This window comes from Rhodococcus sp. IEGM 1318, from assembly GCF_033142465.1.
Lineage (GTDB): Bacteria > Actinomycetota > Actinomycetes > Mycobacteriales > Mycobacteriaceae > Rhodococcus_F > Rhodococcus_F qingshengii_B.
Window position 1 is genome coordinate 322602 of record NZ_JAWLSC010000001.1, and the last position, 22005, is coordinate 344606.

Consider the following 22005-nt stretch of genomic DNA (forward strand, 5'->3'; position numbering starts at 1 on the left):
CATTCTCTCGTCCGACAATCAAGGAGATCACCAGTGAAGACCAAAGCTGCTGTACTGCTCGAGCCCGGAAAGCCTTTCGAGATCATGGAACTCGACCTCGACGGCCCGGGGGTGGGTGAGGTACTGATCAAGTACACCGCTGCCGGACTGTGCCATTCGGATCTGCACCTGACCGACGGTGATCTCCCGCCGCGTTACCCGATTGTCGGCGGACACGAAGGCTCGGGCATCATCGAAGAGGTCGGACCCGGCGTCACGAAGGTCAAGCCGGGCGACCACGTCGTGTGTAGCTTCATCCCCAACTGCGGCACCTGTCGCTACTGCTCGACCGGTCGCCAGAACCTTTGTGACATGGGTGCCACCATCCTCGAAGGTTCGATGACGGACGGCTCCTTCCGTTTCCACGGCAACGGAATGGATTTCGGCGGAATGTGCATGCTCGGAACGTTCTCCGAGCGAGCGACCATCTCCCAGCACTCGGTCGTCAAGATCGACGACTGGCTTCCGTTGGAGACCGCCGTGGTCGTCGGCTGCGGCGTGCCGTCGGGTTGGGGAACGGCCGTCAACGCCGGTAACCTCCGCGCCGGTGACACCGCGGTGATCTACGGCATCGGTGGCCTCGGCATCAACGCGGTCCAGGGCGCTGTTTCGGCTGGCTGCAAGTACGTCGTGGTGGTCGATCCGGTTGCTCTCAAGCGTGAGACCGCATTGAAGTTCGGTGCCACGCACGCCTTTGCAGACGCCGAGAGCGCTGCTGCCAAGGTCAACGAGCTGACCTGGGGACAGGGCGCCGACGCTGCGCTCATCCTTGTCGGCACCGTCGACGAGGACGTGGTCAGTGCAGCGACGGCAGTGATCGGCAAGGGCGGCACCGTGGTGATCACGGGTCTCGCCGATCCGGCCAAGTTGACCGTTCACGTGTCGGGTACCGACCTGACCCTGAATCAGAAGACGATCAAGGGCACGCTGTTCGGTTCGATGAACCCGCAGTACGACATCGTGCGTCTGCTCCGTCTCTACGATGCGGGTCAGCTCAAGCTCGACGAACTGATCACCAACACCTACAGCCTCGAAGACGTCAACCAGGGCTACCAGGATCTGCGCGACGGCAAGAACATCCGTGGCGTGATCATTCACGACAAGTAACCCCAAGTGCTGTGCGCCTTTATCAACCGCCCGCGGTTGTAAAGGCGCACAGCACTATTTCTTGGCTTTCGACAAAATCTGCATCAACTGAAGTAGTGCCGAGAACTTCGCGAATGCCGAGCGCGAGACCACCGGACCGAAAGCCGCGGTGTCGGTCGCATCGAATGCGTCGAGCAGATCCCGGAAGTTTTCGATCTGTTTGATCATCGCGTCCAGGTCGACGTGCGTGACGGCGTCGGCCTCGCGCAGAGCGAGCAGGTACTGCGGCGCCGTCACCAAGGCGACTGCCGGGATCTTCCGCTCGAACAGTGGTTCGCCCTCGCCGAAATGAATGACCGGTCCTGGCGCCACGATTCGGCGATCACCCGCCCCGATGTCGCGCCACAGCGGTGCAACGATGTCGTGTACTTCCCGACTCGTCGCGTAGAGCAGTTCCGGTTCCGGAGTGGTCTCCAACGCATAGCTGCCGGTCGAGTTGTCCTCGCTATCACCCAGTGCGCCGAGGTGTTCGATTGCGATCCCCGCTACTGCGCGCGCCTGACCGGCTTCGCCCTTCCACATCTCGGGGTGTGCTTCGAGCCAGGTGGACGTTGCCTGCCCGTGCTTGGACACCGCTGGAATGCGAAGGTGGCCAGTCGTCAGGACAAAAACGTACGACCGTCGATGCGGCTGCGCGACGGCGTGCCGCGCCAACGCCAACATTCCCAGATGACCGTTCTCCTCGACGCCGTTGGTTCCGTCGCTGTGAGTGATGAGCAGAATCGTCTCTTCGGGTGAGGTTCCGGGGGACACCGCCCACACCGTGTCAGTCCGGGTGTCCGGATGCAGGGTCGCATCCAGGACCAGAGTCGCCTGCTGACCGGAACGAGCTGCAGCGACAACCTTCGCGCCCTCGTCGCCGGCCACCCAGACGGCGGGGATGTCGTGATATGGCTGCGTGAACGGAAGATATTGTCTCAGTGCGTTTTCCGGAGTGATGTCACGCCACACAGCGATCACGCCGAGGACACCGGCCTTGCGGGCTTTGTCGAGCTTCGGGCCCAGAAGAGTTGCCGAGAGAACCGGATTTCGAAGTGTCTCGTCGGTGGCGATCGGGCCCCACTCGCTGACCAGGAGCTTGCGGGGAAGATCGATGTGCGGGACCTCGATCACTGCGATCGCGCCCTTGGCCGCCGACCACTTGGGGCGTCGCGCGCTGACGTAGACCAGGGGAGCGGAGATTCCCTGTGGTCCGGTCAATCCGGAGTAGGGGAATGCGGACGAAACTCTGATCGGTCCCGTCGGCAATTCGATGCGAAGTCCGTTAGGTGTCGCCGGCAGATCCCAGCGTTCGAAAGTGTGTGAATCACGCCGGACGTCGAGGCCCAGTTCGGTCAGTTCGTTCGCGACTTCTTCCACCACCGCGTGGTGTGAAGGCGATCCCGTCAATCGTGGGCCCAGCGCGTCGAGTCGCTGTTGGCCGACAAGGAGGAGATCGCGATCGACTGCCTGGCCGTGATTCATTGGATTGCCTTTCGTGCTACCTGGCGTCTGCTCTGGTGAGGCGCCTGCCCGTGTCGTGTCCACGGTACCGAGCGGTCTGAAAACGGGACGAAGGCGCGTCGGATATGCCGTTTTCGCAGATATACCGGGTGCCAACGAGCCGGTCGGTCCGTACCGTATGACCTTGGCACCGAAAGACTCCGTGTTCTTCGGACAGACCAGTCCACGGCGAGAGAGGCCTACGTTGGCTACGTATCTTTACAGGTTGGGGAAGTTCGCTTTCCGCCACAAGTATCTTGTGGTGGCCGCGTGGATTATCGTGATCGCGGTGGTGGGGGGCGCAATCAGCGCCACAAATCCGACGTTCTCCAAAGAATTCAATCTTCCGGGCACTGATTCCCAACGTGCGACCGAGTTGATGAACGAGAACTTTGCGGCGGCAGCGGAGCAGCAAACTCAGGCGTCGACCAGCATTCTCATCGCGGCAGATGACGGACTTGCCGCACACAGCGATCAGATCGACCAGTTGATTGCGCAGGCGAAGACGTTGCCGGACATCGTCGATCCCGAGAAGATCGTCAATCCGGTCACTCTCGCGGAGGCCAATCCAGCGGTGGCGTCGGCCGTTCTCGGCGACAACGGCAAGGTCGGGCTGATCCAGCTCAATCAGTCGATTCGCATCGAGGATCAGACGCAGGCCAACAAGACCGCGTTCCTCGACTTGCTGGCAAAGTTCCGCACCGGTGGCTTGCAAGTCGAAGGAACCGGCTCGATGATGCAGGTGCAGGCCGCGGGCGGTCTGTCGGAGATGCTCGGTTTCGCGGTGGCGTTCATCGTGATGATCGTGGCGTTCGGTGCACTCATCGCGGCGTTCATCCCGTTGTTCACTGCAATTCTGGGAATTGCGCTGGCCACTCTGACTGTCACCCTCGGCTCGGGCTTCTTCGACATCAACGAAGGCGTCACGGGAATCGTCACGATGATCGGCATCGCAGTCTCGATCGACTACGCGTTGTTCATCGTGTCGCGCTACCGCAGTGAGCTCAACCTGGGCGGAACCAGGGAAGCCGCTGCCGGACGCGCAGTAGGTACTGCCGGTTCGTCTGTCGTATTCGCAGGCTTGACAGTGGTGGTTGCGCTGGCTGCCCTGGCGGTGGTCGGGGTTCCGATGATCACGCAGATGGGGATCTCGGCAGCGGTTGCCGTCATCATCGCTGTGCTCGGCGCAATCACATTGATCCCAGCGGTTCTGGGTATCTTCGGCCGATTCGCGTTCTCGCCTCGTGTCCCCGGGCTGCGCCACGGTGACGAGCCCGAGACGATGGAATCCAACGGTCATCGCTGGGCCAAGATAGTCACCAAATACCCGTGGCCGATCGCGGGCGCTGCTCTGGTTCTCCTGGTGATCGCGGCTATTCCGATGACCAAGCTCGAACTCGGACTCTCCTTCACGCAGGACGAAGAGCGACCGGCGCTGGCCCTACTGCAACGTGGGTTCGGTGAAGGCGTCAATGGAGAGTTGTTCGTCGTGCTCGACGCTCCGGACGGCACCGACATCACCGCGATTGCCGATGGCACTGTCGCGCACATCAAAGGCCTCGACAACGTCGCAACGCCGGATCAGTTGATGTGGGTCGGAAACGGACCGGACGCGGCAAACCCGATGGCGGGCGCCAACTCTGCGCTGATCGCGGTCACCCCGCAGATGTCGCCGAGCGGTCCCGAAACCCACGAGCTGATGAATCAGATCCGGGATTACGGATCGACGGTGAAATCGGAAGGCGCAGAACTCGGTGTAGCGGGTCAAACCGCGATCGTTGCCGACATGTCGTCGAAGCTCAGTTCCGCGCTCATCCCTTATCTCATCGTGGTTGTGGGGCTGGCGTTCATCATCATGATGGTCGTCTTCCGCTCGATCTTGGTGCCGCTGACCGCAACTCTCGGATTCCTGTTCTCCGTCTGCGCGACCTTCGGCGCCACGGTGGCCATTTTCCAGGAGGGCGACTTCGGGCTGATCGAGCACACACAACCGATCATCTCGTTCCTACCGATCTTCATGATCGGTGTGGTGTTCGGGTTGGCGATGGACTATCAAGTGTTCCTCGTGACGAGAATGCGCGAGGAATACGTGCACGGATTGTCGGCCAAGGACGCCATCATCTCCGGCTACACCCATGGTGCTCGTGTGGTCGCGTCGGCGGCCATCATCATGATCTCCGTCTTTGGTGCATTCATGCTGTCCTCGGAGACGACAAGCAAGATGATGGCTTCGGCCTGGCAGCGGCAGTCTTCTTCGACGCCTTCATCATCCGCATGATCGTGATCCCTGCGGTCATGTCGATTCTCGGTGATTCGGCGTGGAAGTTGCCTGCGTGGCTCGACAAGATCCTGCCGAACGTCGACATCGAGGGTGAAGCGATTCGGCGGATTCCGATCGAGCAAGATCCGAACTCCGATCCAGATCCGAATCAAGTGCCTGTCAGGGTGTAAGCACTCAGGTCGTGAGACGAACGGGGTGCCGGTTGCACAGCAACTGGCACCCCGTTCTTTTGTGTTCATACGGCGCTCACATCAGAGGAAACCATCCGGTTGGTAACAAAAATCGCTGTGATCGCGACAGGACTTTCAAAGGCGACGCGCATCGGGGGCGAGCCGTGACGGTGACTGCGAGGGTACGTGTCGAAGGAGCAAACCGATTCGAGTCGGGCCGAGAAGTGGACCTTCGCGCTGACGGTCGTCTCCCTGATCGCTGGAGGGACAGTAGTTGCCGGGCTGGTGGATCGGTGGAGCAGTTCGCCGTCCGATGACATTTCGGTAGCTGCGTCTTCGTCGATCAGCATGACGTCCACACCGGACGAGATGGCGCCGGAGGATGTGCCTGAATTCTCGTACGTCACGCCAAGCGCGGTGTACCCGACCACGATTCCGGGTTGTGAGAGTGTCGAAGCGCCAGAGGAGGATTCGTTCTTCTCCTATATTCTCGACGGATCTGACACGTACGACGATCCGCGCTTTCCGTGGTTCTCGAGTGCCAAGGCAGCCGCGATGTCGGACGCGGTCAAACAGGCGCTTCCGGACGACGTCGAGCTGAAGTTCGCCAGTCCGGGCGATTCGCTGCAGTTCGGGCCGATCTCTGCACCTTCGAACACAGACGGTCTGCCCGAGGGATTCTCGCTCGAGGAGCTGGCGTCCACCACTGCGTCCGGGACGCTGGCTCGGGACGGGAAGATCGGCGCGCTCAGCCTGATGCTGCACTCGAGTTCTGATCCGATCCCGGCGTGTGTTGCGGGTTCGCTCGTCGAACGTCGGGTGCTGGCTGACCAGTCGGTAGTGGATCTGCAGGATACGTGGAGCGAAACCAATGGTGTGCGTACCCTTAATCGGTCGGCGATGTTGTACGGAGTCGACGGGACCCGTATTCAGGCATATGTCAACGATACGAACAACGACGGAGGTCCGGACGCCGAGAGTTCCGGCGTGGTGCCACTGACTCTCGACGAACTTGTAACCCTTGTCGAAATGCCACAGCTGCGAATCACCACGCCAGTTCCCCCGGGTACGGCACCGCTTTCGCCCGGGTGCCACGGGATCCCTCGAGACTCTGGCGACGTGGCCGAACTCGATCGCGCGACGATCGAACGCCTCAACGCCGTACTCGAGATCAGATGGCGCGCTGTACCTCCGGGTTTTCCGATTCTTGATGCCAGACCGGGCACTCTGACGGTCGCGGAGAATGACAGGTCCACCGCATGTCAGAGATTTCTCACTCGGACGGGAGAGAACGAGTCGACGCTCGACATGACGATCACCGGCGGACAACCACTCCCCGAGGAGCCCAACAAATACGACCCTTCCTATGACGGGCACCCCTTGGAGTTCGTGACGCGACCGGATGGATCCGTGATCGAGCGAGACGAACGGGATTACTCGACCGTACCCATGACAAATGACGGCTCGAAAGCAGAATCGACGCAGGAAACGAGCAGGTCGGTGGTCGTCACCCGCCCGAATGGGACCCAAGTCTCGGTTTCGTCGTCGGCTGTGATCCCAAACGATCCGATGACGTTCGAGCAGTTGGAGTTTCTCGCGACGACCGAAGGCCTGGAGATTCGATGACCAACAGGTATTCGCCCAAGACCCGACTTCGGATCGCGGCCGCCGCTGCCGTAGTCACCGTCACCGCCGCCATCGCCACGGTGGTCACGTCGACGAGTTCCGAACCGACAGCGACATCGTCGCCGTTGTGGAGCGTCGAGGCCTCCGAAATTCTCGGGCGCGAATTCGCGATCTTTCGGAGCCCACTTGTCGGCACCGAATTCAACATGGACATGGGCGGATTCATCGACGCCGGTTCACTTGTGGTCACGATGATCGGTATGCCGGACCGTCAGGCGTATTCGTTGGACGACGCGGAATTGGTCGGACTGGACTCTGAAGACGGCACAGTCCGCTGGCGCACGTCGGCGATCGATATCGGTGGTTGCTCCGAGACTCTGCTCGGCGACTCGGTGCTGTGTTTCTCCGGGCCGTACGTATCCGGTGGTTCGTACTCTCTGTTCGACATCGAGACAGGTGAGCGTCGAGACATCAAGACGCCGTGGTCGCCGATCATCGCGGTTGTCTCGGGTGACACGGTCCTCGCGCTCGAGGGTGATATCGAGAGCAACGACGTTCGCGTGCACAGCGGAACCGTCGAGGATCCGGAAGCGAACTGGTCCAAAGCGTTCGACGTCGGTGGATCGTGGGAAGCCGGATACGCCGATCCGGTGATGTCGGTGCACGGCGATCTGGGTGCGATCGCTCTCGACGAGTCCTTGGGATTCGACCTGGAGACCGGCGAGCAGCGGTGGGTACACGGTTACTCCACCTGCTCGACCGCGCACATATCGTCAGACGGGGTGACATTGGTGTCGGATGGCGGATGCGAAGGCAACGGTCGTCCGACAAGTGAGTACGCGCTCGATCAGTACGGGCGCGAGTTCGTTAGGACGGACGAACTCCCCTCGGAGTCCTCGTATTTCGGCGGGCGATACAGCCGAGATGATCCCGCCGGAGGATCGACTCCGATAATTCTGGGAGACAGCGGTTTCGATCGGAAGTCCGGCGAGAAGCTGTGGACCAACAGTGAGGTGTTCGGCACCGCGCAGTCGTTGGCGGTGATCGGCAACGTGGTCGCCGTGACTCGTTCCGGTTCCGAGCCCGAGGTCCAGTTCGTGGACCTGCTCACTGGTGAGGTCCTGTGGCGATCGAATGCCGAGCGCGCCGGAGAGATTGTCTGGCACGGGGATGTCGTCATCGACGAGGGCAACGTCTACGGAACGGATGTCAGGACGGGTCAACGGAGTTGGGAGGTTCACGTCGACCAGGACGGGGACGACGAGTTCACCCCCTGGGCGATGCCGCGGGAGCTGTGGGCGGGGGACAAGGTGGTGTTGCGCTCCAGTGAAGATCGGATCACAGCGTTGAAGTTCTCGTGAGATCCGGTGTGGCGTGCACGTCCGTCACAGCACACCACACCGGCCACGATTCAGTCTCGAGTGAACCCGTGGCTCAACTCTTCGATCCGCGAGCGATAGCGCTTGACCGCAGCGAGTTTGATGCCCTCGTATCCGCGGACCATATCGGGTAGTTCAGCTATTTCGACTGCAAGGTGGAGGTTTTCAGTTGTCATTTCTTTCAACAGATTCCGGATAAGCGCCTGATACTCGACGATCAGCTCACGCTCCACTCTTCGCACGTGAGCCAACCCGAAGAGATCGGCGCGTGTACCTCTGATGCGTCGCATCCCGGCAAGAGCGCGAAATGCCGGTGTAGACCACGGCCCCAGCTCAATCTTCTTCTTCATACCTATTGCGCGCAGCGCAGGCGGATGTAGGCGATACGAAACCTTTGCATCCGGACCGAATTGAGCAGCAATAGTGCGCCGGACCTCGGGATCGAGGGACAGTCTCGCGACTTCGTACTCGTCCTTGTACGCCATCAGCTTGTACAGATTGCGGGCTACGGACTGCGTCAACTCGTCCGAACCTGCGGCGCGGCGTGCCTCGATTTCACGCACGTGTTCGACGAACTCAGTGTACTTCGTTGCATAGGAAACGCTTTGGTAGGCAATCAGCTCGGTCACACGGATCGACATCAACCTTTCGAGTTCCGAGCCTGGCGTCGCTGCGACAGTGTGGGCAAGTGCCACGGATCGATTGTCGACAGGTGTCTGTCGTCTCGAACTACCCGCCGCTGCGCGAAGGGTATTGTCGAAACGCAACGGGTCTGCAATGAACAAGCGACCGTAGCGAAAGGCGCGCAGGTTCGATTCGACCTTGACTCCGTTGAGAGCTATTGCCTCCTCGATGAATTCGGATGACACCGGCAGTGCTCCGATTTGGTAAGCAACGCCGGTCAGGAGGAGGTTTGCGAACTGGTCCTCTCCGAGGAGTCTCACAGCAAGATCACGCGCGTCCACCAGCCTGTGCTGTGTGACCTCGCGAGAAATCCTCTCCGACACCTTCGCCACATCAGGGAAGTCCACCGAGGTGTCGATCACCATCTGACCGGTGGGAACCTCGGAGGTCGAGACCACCGCGGTGGTGCGTGAAGCATCCGTGGCCTTGAGATACTTCGCGTCGGCTGCGACGAGCAGATCGCAACCGAGGTACAGATCGCACTCTGCGTTACTTGCTTTGCTGCCCTGATCGAGTGGTTCGAGCGTGAACTTGACGTCGGAGACAACCGCACCACCTTTCTGCGCCAGACCAGTCTGATCGAGGGTCCGTACGTGCCTGCCGGCAAGTGTGGCTGCCGTGCTGATGATTTGGGATAGCGTGACCACACCGGAGCCTCCCACGCCGGTGATCCGGACGGTGTACGACGAAGGGAGTTCGTACACGGGCTCGGGTAGATCCGAGGTGTCGAACGGCTCGGCGGACTGACGGACCGCTGGCTTCGACCTCGGCACGACGGACAGGAATGATGGGCAGTCGCCGTCGAGGCATGAGTAGTCCTTGTTGCACGACGACTGATCGATCCGCGTCTTGCGCCCGAATTCCGTTCCGACAGGCTGAACGGAGAGGCAATTGGACTTCTGTCCGCAGTCACCGCAGCCTTCGCAGACACGCTCGTTGATCACGATGCGCTCCGCCGGTTCGGCAACCAGGCCACGCTTACGTTTGCGTCGCAGTTCGGTCGCGCATTCCTGATCGTGAATCAGAACCGTAACTCCTGAGATTTTCGCGAGTTCTTGCTGCGCTTCGATCAACCGGTCTCGATGCCAGAGTTTAACGTTCCGAGGTAGTTTCGCCTTGCGGTAGCGCTTGGTGTCGTCGGCAGTGACGATGATGCGCCGAACTCCCTCGGCCGTCAGGGCGGCACAGATCGCATGAACCGACATGACCCCGCCGGGTTGCTGTCCGCCGGTCATGGCGACGGCCGAGTTGTAGAGGATCTTGTAAGTGATGTTGGTGCCGGCCGCTATGGAGGCGCGAATGGCGAGACTGCCGGAGTGGTGAAAGGTTCCGTCGCCTAGGTTTTGGATGAGATGCTTCCGGGACAGAAAGGGGGCCATGCCGATCCACTGTGCCCCCTCGCCGCCCATCTGGGTCATACCTATGACCGATCCCACCTGGACCGACTCCATGAGGGATACCATTCCGTGGCAACCGATTCCGGCACCAACTGTCGCACCCTCCGGAGTCTTCGTCGATACGTTGTGGGGACATCCCGAGCAGAAGTACGGTGTCCGGGCGAGTAGTGGGAGTTCTATGCGAGCGCTCGACGGGCGAGAATCCAGTAGCCAACGATCGACAGTCGGGAACGATCCGAAGGAAATCAGTCGACCTGCCAGCCGGGTGGTGATGGAGTCGGGGTCGAGTTCGCCGTCGAGTGGAAAGAACGGTCGGCCGTTCGGCAACCTCTTGCCGACGACGGTGGGCGGGTTCTCGGTGCCGTACAGCAGGTCCTTCACTGCGGTTTCGATGATCGGTCGCTTTTCCTCCACAACGATGATGTGGCTCAACCCAGCTGCGAACTTTCCGATCACCGTTGGTTCGAGCGGGAAGATCATTCCGAGGTGAAGGAGACGAACGCCACGCCGTGCCAACTCGTCGTCGTCGAGTCCCAGTGTTCGAAGTGCTTGGCGTAGATCAAGATACGTTTTGCCCGGTGCGATGATGCCGATCGTGTCGCTCGGCGTGCTGTGAGTGATGCGATTGAGCTCGTTGTCTGCGGCGTAGCGGCGAGCGATCTCCAATCGCGTTCCGTCACGGCTTTTCTCGAGCCTTCCGAGGGTTGGTTGAAGAATCTGTGCGGTTACTTCGTGGCGGTACGGTGCGCCGTCGACCACACGATCCGGAATGACGGGCTGAACTCGCTGCGGGTCGATGTCGACGGTGCCCGAGCCGTCGGCAACGTTGGTGGCGATCTTCAGCGCAACCCACAGTCCGCATGCCCTCGACATCGCGATTCCGTGGATCCCGAAATCGAGTGCTTCTTGTGGGTCCGAAGGGTAGAGCGTCGGGATTCCCAAGTCGGCCAGCAGTAACTCGGATGCGCCCGGAACAGTTGACGACTTTGCCGCGGGATCGTCTCCGACCAGCGCGAGCGCTCCGCCTTCGGGATGCGTTCCCATCATGTTGTTGTGGCGGAACGCATCCGAAGCTCGGTCGAGGCCGGGGGACTTGCCGTACCAAATACCGATGATTCCCTCGACACGCTTGTCCGATTGCATCCCGGCGAGTTGGGTGCCCTGGACAGCGGTGGCCGCCAGTTCTTCGTTGACGCCAGGCCGGAAGACTATGTCGAACTCGTCCAGAAGTGTTCGATTGCGCTCGAGCTCCATGTCGTAGCCCGCAAGAGGGGAACCTTCATATCCGGAGACGAAAGCAGCTGTGTCCCGCCCGGCCTGACGGTCGATCCTGCGTAGGTCGATGGGGAGTCTCGCAAGCGCCTGGATTCCGGTGAGATGCAGACGTCCAGGCTCCTCACGGTAGCGGTCGGTGACACTCAGGGCGGAGGGAGTATCGGTCATGCCTGCGTCGCCTGTCTCGTAGGGGCGCCTGCTACGGCGTGCGCGAGTCCCACGGTCAACGGCACGTCGGACTCGTTGCTGCGCCAGGCGATATGGCCGTCCGGACGGATGAGGATCGCCGAATCGTCGTCCAAGCCAAGTGTGGCGAGTGCCAGAGGATCGGCATGTGCATCGCTACCGAACACGACTGACGAGTGTGGGACAGCCGTGCTGGATCGGTTCAACTCCTCCACCCACATTGTGCCGGCAGGACCCGCGATCAAGGTGAAGCCCACCTTTAGGAGATCGTGCGACGATATTTGTGACCCATCGCGTTGGATCCACACATGAGGGAGCCGGGCGCCTACCCGATTCGATTGCACGTGAGACTCGGCGACCGGCGCATCATACGTACTGTCGTAGGCGTAGCCGAGTTCTTGCGTCAGACAATCGAAGTGCGCGCGCTGCAGCGGAATAGAAGCGCCGAGGTTGATGCGGGCCTGCGAAGCCACCGACGGGTCGTGGCTCTCGAGTTGACGAGCCACATCAGCGCTTCCTGGACCGATTCCGCTCTGCGCCATGGAAATCGCGTTGCGGATGCTGTGCGCTGTATTGGATTCGGCGACGGGCCGGCGGTCTGATTCGTACGTGTCGAGAAGAGCATCAGAAGCCCATCCCTGCACGACGGCCGCAAGCTTCCATCCGAGATTGTCTGCATCGGCGAGCCCGGTGTTCATGCCGAGCCCACCGGTAGGTGGGAACTGGTGCGCTGAATCGCCTGCCAGCAGTACCCGATCCTTGCGATAATTCGCCGCTGTTCGCGCCGACATCGTCCACGTCCCCACCGAGCAGACCTCGACATCGACGCTGTGGTCTCCGATTGCGTCTCGAATCAACGTGCGGCAGTGCTCGGGCGTGAACTGCTCGATCGACTCGGTAGCGGGATCGAAATTCCTGTTGAACGTCCAGCGGTTGTGCCCGTCCATTCCGATGAAAACGCCGGGCGAGAGGGAATTGATCGCCCAGACGAGAAGCGCGGGTGAGTGATCGGTCCACGGTGACAGGTCTGCATGGAAGTAGATGTTGAGCTGATGGCCGAGATCGGGTTGTCCGTTCATTCCGATCCCGAGCGAGTCGCGGAACTTGCCGGTGGCACCATCTGCCACGACGACGAACTGGGCGGTGAGAGTGTCGGTACCGGCCTGCGACCGGGTCGTGAGATGGACCTGTTGTTTCAGGTTGTCGATTGCCGTGACAGTGGTGTCGTATCGGACCTCGGTGAGCCCTGTCGCACGGACAGCCTCGAGCAGATGCTCTTGTACGCGGTCCTGCGCGCAGGAGGTGATTGCGACCGGAGAAGAATTCAGGCGAGCAATAATCTGGTCTTCCGGAACTTCCAGCATGCTCACGCGGCCGAATTCTTCGCCGGAGAGGGTGCTCTTCCACAAGATGTTCATCATCCACATGGGATCCACTGCGTCGTGCAGCACCGCGTCGGCAATGCCCCAGGTCCTGAACAACTCCATCGAACGGGTATTGACGACGTGGGCGCGCGGGTGCGGATTGATTCCGGAGTACTGCTCGCACACGATGCTCCGGACACCGTGGCGAGCAAGAACCAAGGCCGTCGCCAGGCCGACGGGTCCTCCGCCGATGATGACGACCGGCGAGGAGTCGGGCCGGGTCATGACTGCTTGACCAGCTCGGCGAACGGCACGCCGTTGTCGAAACGTCGACCGAGTTCGTCCGGATCGAACTCTGTACCGATCGGATTGGCCTCGAAGGCGCCCGAGCGGAAGAAATCGTCGAGTTCGGCCTCCGTGGCGAAGTTGTCGATCTGCAGTTCGACGTGGTTGCCGTCGGGATCCTCGAAGTACATCGACGTAGTCGGTCCGTGGTTGATGCACCAGAAGGGTCGAACATCCTCCGCGGCAAGCCGACGATACGTGCCGATCAGATCTCCCAGTGTGGCGTAGGTGAACGCAACATGATGCAGGCCGCTGTGATGCGGTTCCGGCTTGTCGGTCGCGCCACTGGCGATGAATGCGACTCGATGATGCTCCTCGTCGTAAGTGATGAAGGCAAGGAAGTCATTTCCGAACGTGACACTGCCTTCGAGTACATGGGTGTACCACTCCGTCATCTGCGTGAGTTGACCTGTTTTGAAGACGATGTGGGCGAGCTTGTCGGGTGAAGCCATGACAAAACCTCCTCGTATGGGGCATCTCTCTTGAATGCCATATAAGAGAAGGTACGGGTTCTTGATTGGAAGTCAAGAGAATGTGAAGATTTGCCTCGGAAGTCAGAGGGCTTTCGCCTTTGCCGCTGCGACAAGAGCTTCCGTCAGCAAGTCGACCAGATCGCTGGTAGGCCGGTCGAGTCGTCTGGAGCTGATGAGCAGCCCCTCGAAGAGGACATGGGCAGTGTCGGCGATCAGTGAGGTGTCGGCGCCGGCGGGAAGTTGGTTGCCGATGATCGCAAGCAGGTGTTCGTCAAGCCAGTTCTGCATCTCCGCGTACGCTTCGCCGACTGCGCTGGATGACTCGATGCGCTCGTAAGCCTCCCGATGTAGGCCGCGATAAGGCTGCATCGCAGCGAGGAGTGCCAGAAGCTCGCCGCGAGGGTTGCCGGCGATCTCCGGGTCGGATTGGACTGCAAGACGTGCGTTCGTGAAGAGTTGTTCGAGCGCTGCTGCGAACAGATCATCCTTGGTGGGGAAGTACCAGTGCACGGCGGCGGGTGCAATACCGGCCGCTCTGCCCACCGCTGCCACGCTCGTTCCTTTGAATCCGTTGGTGACGAACAGCTCTCGGGCGCACTCTACGACCTCGGCCTGACGCTCGGCCTTGGGTATGTCTTGTCGATTCTTCGGCATGCCTTCGAGTCTATGGGTTCACGCCCGCTCTTGACTCTTGGTCATGAGATGCTCTTAACTATGAGTTAAGAGCCTTCATTACCTGTCAACGACGAGGAGCCATCATGCGATTGTTCAGTACCGACAACGGACTTGCTCGCGAAGACGAACCCGGGTGCCTGTCTGTGCTCGATCTACCGTTCGAAGACATCGGGGCGCTGCTTCGTGGACCGGGCATCGAGGCGGCGCATGCTGCTTCGGTTCTGCGGCGGGTGGACTTTGTCGAAGTGGAGGTGTTGGCGCCCGTGCTCCGTCCAGGCAAAGTGCTGATCGTCGGACTCAACTATTCCTCGCATGGGGACGAAGCGTTGGACATGCTCGCTTCGTTGGGCAAAACCGTCAGCAATCTCCCTACCGAACCCAATTTTCAAGTCACCGCGGGCTCTGCGGTGACTGCCACAGAGTCACCTATCGTGCTGCCGAGGATTGCCCCGGCACAGGTGGACTACGAGGGGGAATTGGCCGTCGTCATCGGCAGCGTTGCGAAGGACGTGTCGATCGAAAACGGGTGGTCACACGTTGCCGGCCTGAGCGTGGTGAACGATGTGTCGGCGCGCGACATCCAGAAGCGAGCCATGGCAGGTGACCCGGTTGCGTCCATCGGCGTCGCCAAGAGTTTCGACAGCTTTGCGCCCTTCGGCCCCTGCCTTGTGACGGCCGATGAATTCGGACCCGCGGTGGACTTGCGTATTACCACCCGCGTGAATGGTGAACTACGCCAAAATGACCGGACAGGAAGTCTCATCCACGACATCCCGTCATTGATCGCGTACCTGTCGGCATTTCAGACGCTCGAACCCGGCGACGTCATCTGCACCGGGACGCCCGCCGGTGCCGGAATCTTCAGCGGACGGTTCCTCTCGCCGGGTGACGTCGTAGAGGTTGAGATCGAGGGTATTGGGATGCTGCGAAATTCTGTGGTAGCAGCACGATGAGTGCTCTCGAAGAGTTGGCGGGCCTCGAAGCTGTCGCATTGTCGGATCGAGATCTGCCGGCGAGTACTTACGAGTTGATCGAACGATCCGCCAAACGCCACCCAGACAATATTGCCCTGCACCTGCTGCCGGGTGGAACGGGTTGGCGAGAGCCGAATTCCTGGACATACTCGCAGTTGCTGAGTCGAGTGAACAAGGCCGCGAATCTCTTTGCCGCGTTGGAGGTTCCGTCGGGGGGAGTGGTGGCGCTGATGTTGCCCAACTCCGGATCCGCGTACGCCGCACTGTGGGGTGCGCAAGCGCTCGGAATCGTGAACCCGGTCAACCCTATGCTCGCGCGCGAACATCTGATCGACATCTTCACACTGACAGAGGCCGAGATCTTGTTGGCCCCTGCCCCTAGCCTTGATCTGTTGCTCTGGCAGAAGGCGCTCGACATCGCTGCCGCTGTACCGACTGTGCAGAGGGTGCTCGCTGTCGGAGGTCCGCCCCAGTCCGTGGCCGAGACTGCGACCGGCGACTTCGATCTGTTGTGTGCCGAGCAATCAGGTTCGAACCTGGAGTTCGAAGAACGTCGGACTCTCAACGACGTGGCGGCGTATTTCCACACCGGGGGAACGACGGGCCTCCCCAAAGTCGCCGCTCACACGCACCTGAACGAAGTCTCGTTGGCATGGTCGCTCGCGCAGCGCACAGAGTTCGTCGATGCTGTTGTGCTGAGCGGTCTTCCGTTGTTTCATGTCAATGCCGTCCACGTCACCGGTTTGGCTCCGCTATCCGGCGGCGGCACGATCGTGGCTCTCGGTCCACTCGGCTATCGAGACAGAATGGCGGTCGAAGATTTCTGGCGGATCGTCGAGCATTTCGAAGTGTCATTGTTTTCCGGCGTTCCCACGGTTTTCTCGTCCCTCCCCGAGGCTCCGACCGGAGTCGACATCTCCTCGCTGAGATGCGGAATTGTCGGCGCAGCACCCTTGCCTGCGCGAGTGCGTCTGGATTTCGAGTCGAACACCGGCGTCCCGATGATCGAGGGGTACGGACTGACCGAAGCCACGTGCGCGAGTGTGCTGGAACCGTTGGGTGGTCGGGTTCCCGGCACCACCGGTCTCCGCTTGCCGTATCAGCACGTCAAGGCTGTCGACGTGGACGCAGGAGGTGTACCGATTCGTGACTGCCCGGCCGGCGAGGAAGGCATCCTCGCGATCAAGGGGCCGTGCGTCTTTCCTGGATACTTGAGACGCCATTCGCAGGGCGCCAGGCTGGATTCCTCGGGATCGGTTTTCGACGGCTGGCTCGTGACCGGCGATCGAGGATCTGTCGACGGACAAGGATTCGTGAGCCTCGGCGGGCGGGCGAAAGACCTCATCATCCGTGGCGGGCACAATATCGACCCGAGAACCGTCGAGGAGGTCCTCGAGCAGCACCCGGACGTCGAGGCGGTGGCGGTGGTGGGAAGACCCCACGCACATTCCGGAGAGGTCCCGGTCGCCTACGTTGTGCTGAGAGGTGACGCCCCACGGGACACCGACTCTCTGCTCACCTGGGCTCGAGCCCACGCGCCTGAACCGGCGGCAGCTCCGGTCTTCATTCATGAAATCGAGGAGCTTCCACTCACTGCCGTCGGAAAGGTGTTCAAGGTTCCGTTGATTCGTGATGCAACAAGGCGGGTGGTCGACGCAGAGTTGGTCGAACTCGGCCTTCGCGGCCGGACGGTCATCGATGGCGACCGAGTGTCGGTACACCTCCCTGAGGACACGGCGGACGATCGTGCGGATCAGTTACGAAGCAGTCTGCAGCGCTATCACTTCGAATCTTCGGTGATCAGCGAAACTCGATGGGCTACTGGTGAACCGGCATGATTCGACCTTGCGATCTGGAAACAAGTATCTGAATTCCAGGCGCTCCTGCTCGAAGTTGTAGAGGCGGTAGACGGGCCACGCGAGCGCGTGGAGCATCGAGTCGCCCCAGATTGTCAGTTTGAGGCGCCAATTCATGATGTTGTGAAGGTGCAGAACCGATTCGGATGCCTGATTGTACTTCAGATACTCCAACGGACGGGTTTCACCGCGTCGACCGGACGTGTCTGCGATCTGACCGATTGTCATCCCCTCCGACCGAAGGCACAGTGAAAGGTCGATAACTTCGTGGATGTCCTGCCGGTCACTGACTTGCTCGCGGACAGTCAGCCTTGCGCATTTTCTGATCGCCATGTTTGCTCCGGCCACCGCTACGCACTTGACGCTCGCAGTCGAACTTTCTCTACTTGACCTGCCGGTCCAGTGCGAAGCGGTGGATTCGAGCAAATGGCGATTCGAAGAGGTAGGTGAGTCCGGCAACCGCTGAATGAGCGATGCTGCGGTGGAAAATGCTTTGACCGCACGAGCCCACCCCGGTTGTACCCGCGTGTCTGCGTCTATCCGACCGATGATGTTGTCGACAATCAGGATCTCATCGATTCCGACTGGGTCAGTAGACCCTCGATGCAGTCGGAAACTGCGTCTTCTTCGTTGAATACCGGAACAACCACCGAGACTCGATTAGTGAACATGTGTTCAATATCCTGCGTGGATGCGGGCACTGTATTTTTTAGCTGGGCAATCGGGTCCAGTCCTTCGCAAAGGTTACGATAGCAATAGGTGACCATTCGGACAATTTGAACCTATGGGCATATGGTCAATCCCGCAATAGCTCATTGCGTGAAATAACCTACATAAGACCAGGTGAGAAGGCGTAACTGTATGCACGAGAGTGCTTTCAGAGCTGATTGATTTTTACCCACTCGAGTCTCTTCGTTGGTTGAACACTGGACTTTAGTCCTTGTAATTCTGGCAAACATAATGCTGGCAGTTCGCTGATTTTTTAATCACCGCCGAGGCAACCGCGTAGCAATATCGAGATATCGCAAGTCGCATTTCAGTGATGTCGAGTCAGTGCAGCGCAAGCGTCGTATTTGTAGATTCAATGGTCCCTCGTCGGCAAGGTTGTCCCCATCTGCAAATATTTGCTTTCGTACTTTCCGGTCTGGATTTTCCAGTGAAGTATGCCCCCCGCGACTCTTCAGCACCGATTTCCGACGTGCAACCAGTAGCCGGCACCTACCTACCGGGTCAGGATGCCTTCGGTTTCGGGTGCCGGAACAGTTTTCCCGGTGATCGGATCGACTTCCTCGAGCGGTGGAACGTCTTCTCCGTCGAGCACTCGGCGCATGCGCTCCTTGTCGAGCTGCCCCTCCCAATTCGCGACCACGAAGGTAGCGACACAATTCCCGAGCAGGTTCACCGACACCCGCATCGAGTCCATGATTCGATCCGCGCCCAGTAGGAGTGCGACTGCGGCAACCGGAATTGCGCCGTGACCGATTGCGGCCACGGTGGCGGACAGTGCCAGGAATGACGATCCCGGTACTCCGGCCATTCCCTTGGACGTGAGCATCAGTACCAGGACGGCAGTGATCTGTTCACCGAGTGTCAGGTCCACGCCGAGTGCCTGAGCCAGAAACAGCATGCAGATCGACAGGTACAGCGTCGCGCCGTCGAGATTGAACGAGTACCCGGTTGGTACCACCAATCCTGTTGTCGTTCGCGAGCATCCGGCGTTGGTGAGCTTGACCATGATTCGGGGCAGAACTACTTCGGTCGACGCCGTTCCCAACGCGAGGAAGAGTTCGTCCTTGATGTACTTGACGAACTTCCACAGGTTCACGCCCGCGAAGTACCTGACTATCGCGGCCAGGATGAGGATGAACAGGACGGCCGCGAGATAGCACGCGGCGATCAGCTTTCCGTAACTTCCGAGCGAAGCGATCCCGTACTGGCCGACGATGTACGCCATCGCGCCCAAAGCGCCCAACGGCGCCAGTCTCATGATCCAGCCGATGATCGTGAAGAACAGATGACTCAGACGATCGACTAGTTCGAACACGATCGGTGGTCCACTCTCGCCTGCCTTGGCCAAGGCGAGTCCGAACAGTACGGCGAAGAAGAGGACTTGGAGGAGTGCGTTTTCGGCGAAGGCCGAAACTATCGACACCGGAATGATGTTGAGCAGGAATTCGACGGTGTGGGGAAGTTCGCCACTTCCGGTCTTGGCGGCCACGGCGTCCGCACCGTTCGCCAGTGTCTCCGGATCGATGTTGAATCCCGCACCTGGTTTCATCAAGTTGCCGATGAGCAGCCCGAACAGCAGCGCGAAGGTGGTCACAACCTCGAAGTAGATGAGCGCCTTGACGCCGATGCGTCCCACCGCTTTCAGATCGCCGACGTGGGCGATCCCGATCACGACGGTGCAGAAGATGATCGGTGCGATCAGCATTTTGATCAACTTGATGAACCCGTCGGCAAGGGGCTTGAGATTTGCGCCGAATTCCGGCCACAACCAGCCGATGAGAACACCGATCACGATAGCGGCGATCAGTTGCACGAACAGGGATCGGTACCAGGGTGGTTTGTTGGCGAGCCGCGCGAGCTCGCTGTTCGGCAGTTTTACGGAAGTGGCCATGGACGAGAACGCTAGGTCTGCTTGATTGCGAAAGAATAACTCGCGAATGTCCTGCGTGTAACACGTCCAGGTTGCATCTCGGACAACAATTCGGTCAACAAGCGACAGTTGTGTGTGACTGTGGTTATTGTTTCCCTGAGCGGTGATCTTCCGTCCGCGTGCATGCACGACGTGTGAGAGGGGCTGTCATGGGGCAAATTATCGGAACCATTATTTTCGGCGCAGTCATCGGAATCCTGGCTCGTCTCGTACTGCCAGGTAAGCAGCAGTACGGCATGATCGTGACCGTCGTGCTGGGTATCGCCGGAGCGCTTATCGGGTACTGGGTCTGGGGAGCGATCTCGGATAAGGGCGATACGGGTGGAATCGACTGGATCCGTTGGATCATCAGCATCGCGGCAGCGGCCGTGCTCTCGATCGGCTACAGCGCCGTCACCGGCAAGAAATAGCAAGCCTACGAATTTCGAACAGTGCGCCCTCCCGAAGTTCGGGAGGGCGCACTCTTTTGTTTGCCCTAGTTGTCCGAACCCAGTCGTGAGCGAACGGCACTCTCGTCGCCTCAGGTGCGCCGAAAGGCGCGTTCGCTCAGGAGAGGGCGCGCAAATTCAGAGCGCTCGTCGCTGAAGATGCATCGCCTCGAGGAACTGCGCCGGTAGATCCTGCTCGAGGATTTCGTCGTCAGGATGCGGTAGCGCTTTGATCTTCGCGAACTCGTCGTTGAGCCGTTCCATCTTGACGTCGAGGCGGTGTGCCGCAGCAGCAGCCTCGGTGAGTTCGTCGAGGAGTTCGACGGGAACCTCGCGGTTGTACTTGTAGTAGATCTTGTGTTCGAGACTTGCCCAGAAATCCATCGCGATGGTGCGGATCTGGAGTTCGATCGGAACGTGCCGGACGCGGTCGCTCATGAAAACCGGGACCTCGACGATCAGGTGCAAGCTCTTGTAGCCGTTGGGTTTCGGATCGGCGATGTAGTCCTCGCGCTCGATCACCCGAAGGTCCGTCTGGCTGGTGAGCATCTCGGCTATTCGGTACGTGTCGGAAATGAAGCTGCAGGTGATGCGTACTCCGGCGATGTCGAAGATGTTCTTCGAGATGTCGTCGATCGTGAGCGGGATGTTCAGGCGCTGAGCCTTGCGCAGGATGCTGTCCGGCGACTTGACTCGTGACGTGACGTGTTCGATGGGGCTGTACTGATTGATGTGAGTGAACTCGTCCTTGAGGATGTTCACCTTGGTCATCAGTTCGGAGATTCCGAATTGGTACAACATCATGAAGCGGGAGAACTCGGTCCGCAGTTCGGCGAAATCGGCCCGGCTGACCCCACTGCTGTCTTCCACGTTCGGCACCCTCATCTGTTAGCTGGTGTAACCAGTCTGCCACCGATTGTGCAGTGTCCGGTTTCAGTGGGTGCGCAGTGCGGCCAGTGTCATATCCCGCAGGACGCGACGTGCACGTGCCGGCGAAGCGGGGTTGGCGCTGTGTGGGGTCGAGTTGATCAGACCGAAGGTGGCATGCGCTTTGATTCGTGCGTCCGCCTGATCGAGTTGGGGATCGAGTTGCTCGAGCACCCCAACCCAGACCTCGACGTACTTGCGCTGTGTTTGGCGTACTTGTCGACGCGCATCGGCCGGGAGGCTTTCGAGGTCGCGGTCCTGGATACGGATCAGGTCCGGCTCGCCCAGTGCGAAGTCGAGGTGGAACTCCACCAGTGCGTCGAGAGCAGCGCTCGGGGAGTCCGCAGCCTCCGCCGCAGCTGATCCGCCTTCGTGCAGTCGTGTGCTGATGCCGACGAGAAGTTCCACGAGGACGGCGTCCTTGTTCGGGAAATGCCGGTACACGGCGGGGCCGCTGATACCGACGGCCGCACCCAGGTCTTCGAGTCGCACACTCACGAATCCGCGCTCGGCGATCAACCGGGCGGCGGCGTCCAAGAGTTGACGTCGACGGTCGGCCTTCATCTGATCGCGTCGCGTCGGAGCTGCTACCTGCTCAGAGGTCATTCTCTCGATCTTTCTTCGCTTGTGTTCTGGACA

General features: G+C 60.1%; 14 protein-coding genes and 1 pseudogene. 7 read left to right on the forward strand and 8 right to left on the reverse strand.

Features of this window, described 5'->3' with window-relative positions:
* Window positions 1-33 precede the first annotated feature (33 nt).
* Entirely contained in the window at window positions 34-1146 is a 1113-nt protein-coding gene (locus R4P65_RS01625) for an NDMA-dependent alcohol dehydrogenase (protein ID WP_019744235.1), read from the forward strand.
* Between the two features lie 54 nt (window positions 1147-1200).
* Here R4P65_RS01625 and R4P65_RS01630 read toward each other — a convergent pair whose 3' ends face one another.
* Window positions 1201-2649, reverse strand: coding sequence for a hypothetical protein (locus tag R4P65_RS01630; protein WP_317825219.1), 1449 nt, complete (start codon window positions 2647-2649; stop codon window positions 1201-1203).
* 223 nt (window positions 2650-2872) lie between these two features.
* Here R4P65_RS01630 and R4P65_RS01635 point away from each other — a divergent pair.
* The 3 genes and pseudogenes from R4P65_RS01635 to R4P65_RS01645 all read left to right on the forward strand — a co-directional run bounded on the left by R4P65_RS01635 (window position 2873) and on the right by R4P65_RS01645 (window position 8105).
* A pseudogene (locus R4P65_RS01635) lies at window positions 2873-5118 on the forward strand (MMPL family transporter).
* Between the two features lie 186 nt (window positions 5119-5304).
* Window positions 5305-6744, forward strand: a complete 1440-nt coding sequence (locus tag R4P65_RS01640; protein ID WP_317825220.1) for a hypothetical protein — start codon at window positions 5305-5307, stop codon at window positions 6742-6744.
* Window positions 6741-8105 (forward strand): PQQ-binding-like beta-propeller repeat protein, encoded by a 1365-nt coding sequence (locus R4P65_RS01645; protein ID WP_317825221.1) that lies wholly within the window; start codon window positions 6741-6743, stop codon window positions 8103-8105. Before R4P65_RS01640 ends, R4P65_RS01645 begins: the two co-directional genes overlap by 4 nt.
* Window positions 8106-8155: 50 nt before the next feature.
* On the opposite strand, the gene R4P65_RS01650 is transcribed toward R4P65_RS01645, so the two are convergent.
* The 4 genes from R4P65_RS01650 to R4P65_RS01665 all read right to left on the reverse strand — a co-directional run bounded on the left by R4P65_RS01650 (window position 8156) and on the right by R4P65_RS01665 (window position 14501).
* Entirely contained in the window at window positions 8156-11647 is a 3492-nt protein-coding gene (locus tag R4P65_RS01650; protein ID WP_317825222.1) for an indolepyruvate ferredoxin oxidoreductase family protein, read from the reverse strand.
* Window positions 11644-13314 (reverse strand): FAD-dependent monooxygenase, encoded by a 1671-nt coding sequence (locus tag R4P65_RS01655; protein WP_317825223.1) that lies wholly within the window; start codon window positions 13312-13314, stop codon window positions 11644-11646. Before R4P65_RS01655 ends, R4P65_RS01650 begins: the two co-directional genes overlap by 4 nt.
* Window positions 13311-13826, reverse strand: coding sequence for a VOC family protein (locus tag R4P65_RS01660; RefSeq protein ID WP_317825224.1), 516 nt, complete (start codon window positions 13824-13826; stop codon window positions 13311-13313). The genes R4P65_RS01655 and R4P65_RS01660 overlap by 4 nt, the downstream gene beginning before the upstream one ends.
* A gap of 102 nt (window positions 13827-13928) precedes the next feature.
* Window positions 13929-14501, reverse strand: a complete 573-nt coding sequence (locus R4P65_RS01665; protein WP_317825225.1) for a TetR/AcrR family transcriptional regulator — start codon at window positions 14499-14501, stop codon at window positions 13929-13931.
* A gap of 104 nt (window positions 14502-14605) precedes the next feature.
* Here R4P65_RS01665 and R4P65_RS01670 point away from each other — a divergent pair, with 104 nt between their 5' ends.
* A complete protein-coding gene (locus R4P65_RS01670) occupies window positions 14606-15475 on the forward strand; it encodes a fumarylacetoacetate hydrolase family protein (RefSeq protein WP_317825226.1) in 870 nt (289 codons plus the stop codon).
* Complete coding sequence (locus tag R4P65_RS01675; protein ID WP_317825227.1) at window positions 15472-17334, forward strand: acyl-CoA synthetase; 1863 nt, start codon at window positions 15472-15474, stop codon at window positions 17332-17334. The genes R4P65_RS01670 and R4P65_RS01675 overlap by 4 nt, the downstream gene beginning before the upstream one ends.
* A gap of 1240 nt (window positions 17335-18574) precedes the next feature.
* On the opposite strand, the gene dctA is transcribed toward R4P65_RS01675, so the two are convergent.
* A complete protein-coding gene (dctA, locus tag R4P65_RS01680) occupies window positions 18575-19972 on the reverse strand; it encodes a C4-dicarboxylate transporter DctA (RefSeq protein ID WP_317825228.1) in 1398 nt (465 codons plus the stop codon).
* 188 nt (window positions 19973-20160) lie between these two features.
* Between dctA and R4P65_RS01685 the strand changes: the two genes are divergently transcribed.
* A complete protein-coding gene (locus tag R4P65_RS01685) occupies window positions 20161-20421 on the forward strand; it encodes a GlsB/YeaQ/YmgE family stress response membrane protein (RefSeq protein WP_003942027.1) in 261 nt (86 codons plus the stop codon).
* A 156-nt stretch (window positions 20422-20577) separates the two neighbouring features.
* Here the strand turns inward: R4P65_RS01685 and R4P65_RS01690 are convergent, their stop codons facing one another.
* Window positions 20578-21324 (reverse strand): GTP pyrophosphokinase family protein, encoded by a 747-nt coding sequence (locus R4P65_RS01690; RefSeq protein WP_230812227.1) that lies wholly within the window; start codon window positions 21322-21324, stop codon window positions 20578-20580.
* 48 nt (window positions 21325-21372) lie between these two features.
* Window positions 21373-21972 (reverse strand): TetR/AcrR family transcriptional regulator, encoded by a 600-nt coding sequence (locus R4P65_RS01695; RefSeq protein ID WP_003941968.1) that lies wholly within the window; start codon window positions 21970-21972, stop codon window positions 21373-21375.
* Between the last annotated feature and the right edge of the window lie 33 nt (window positions 21973-22005).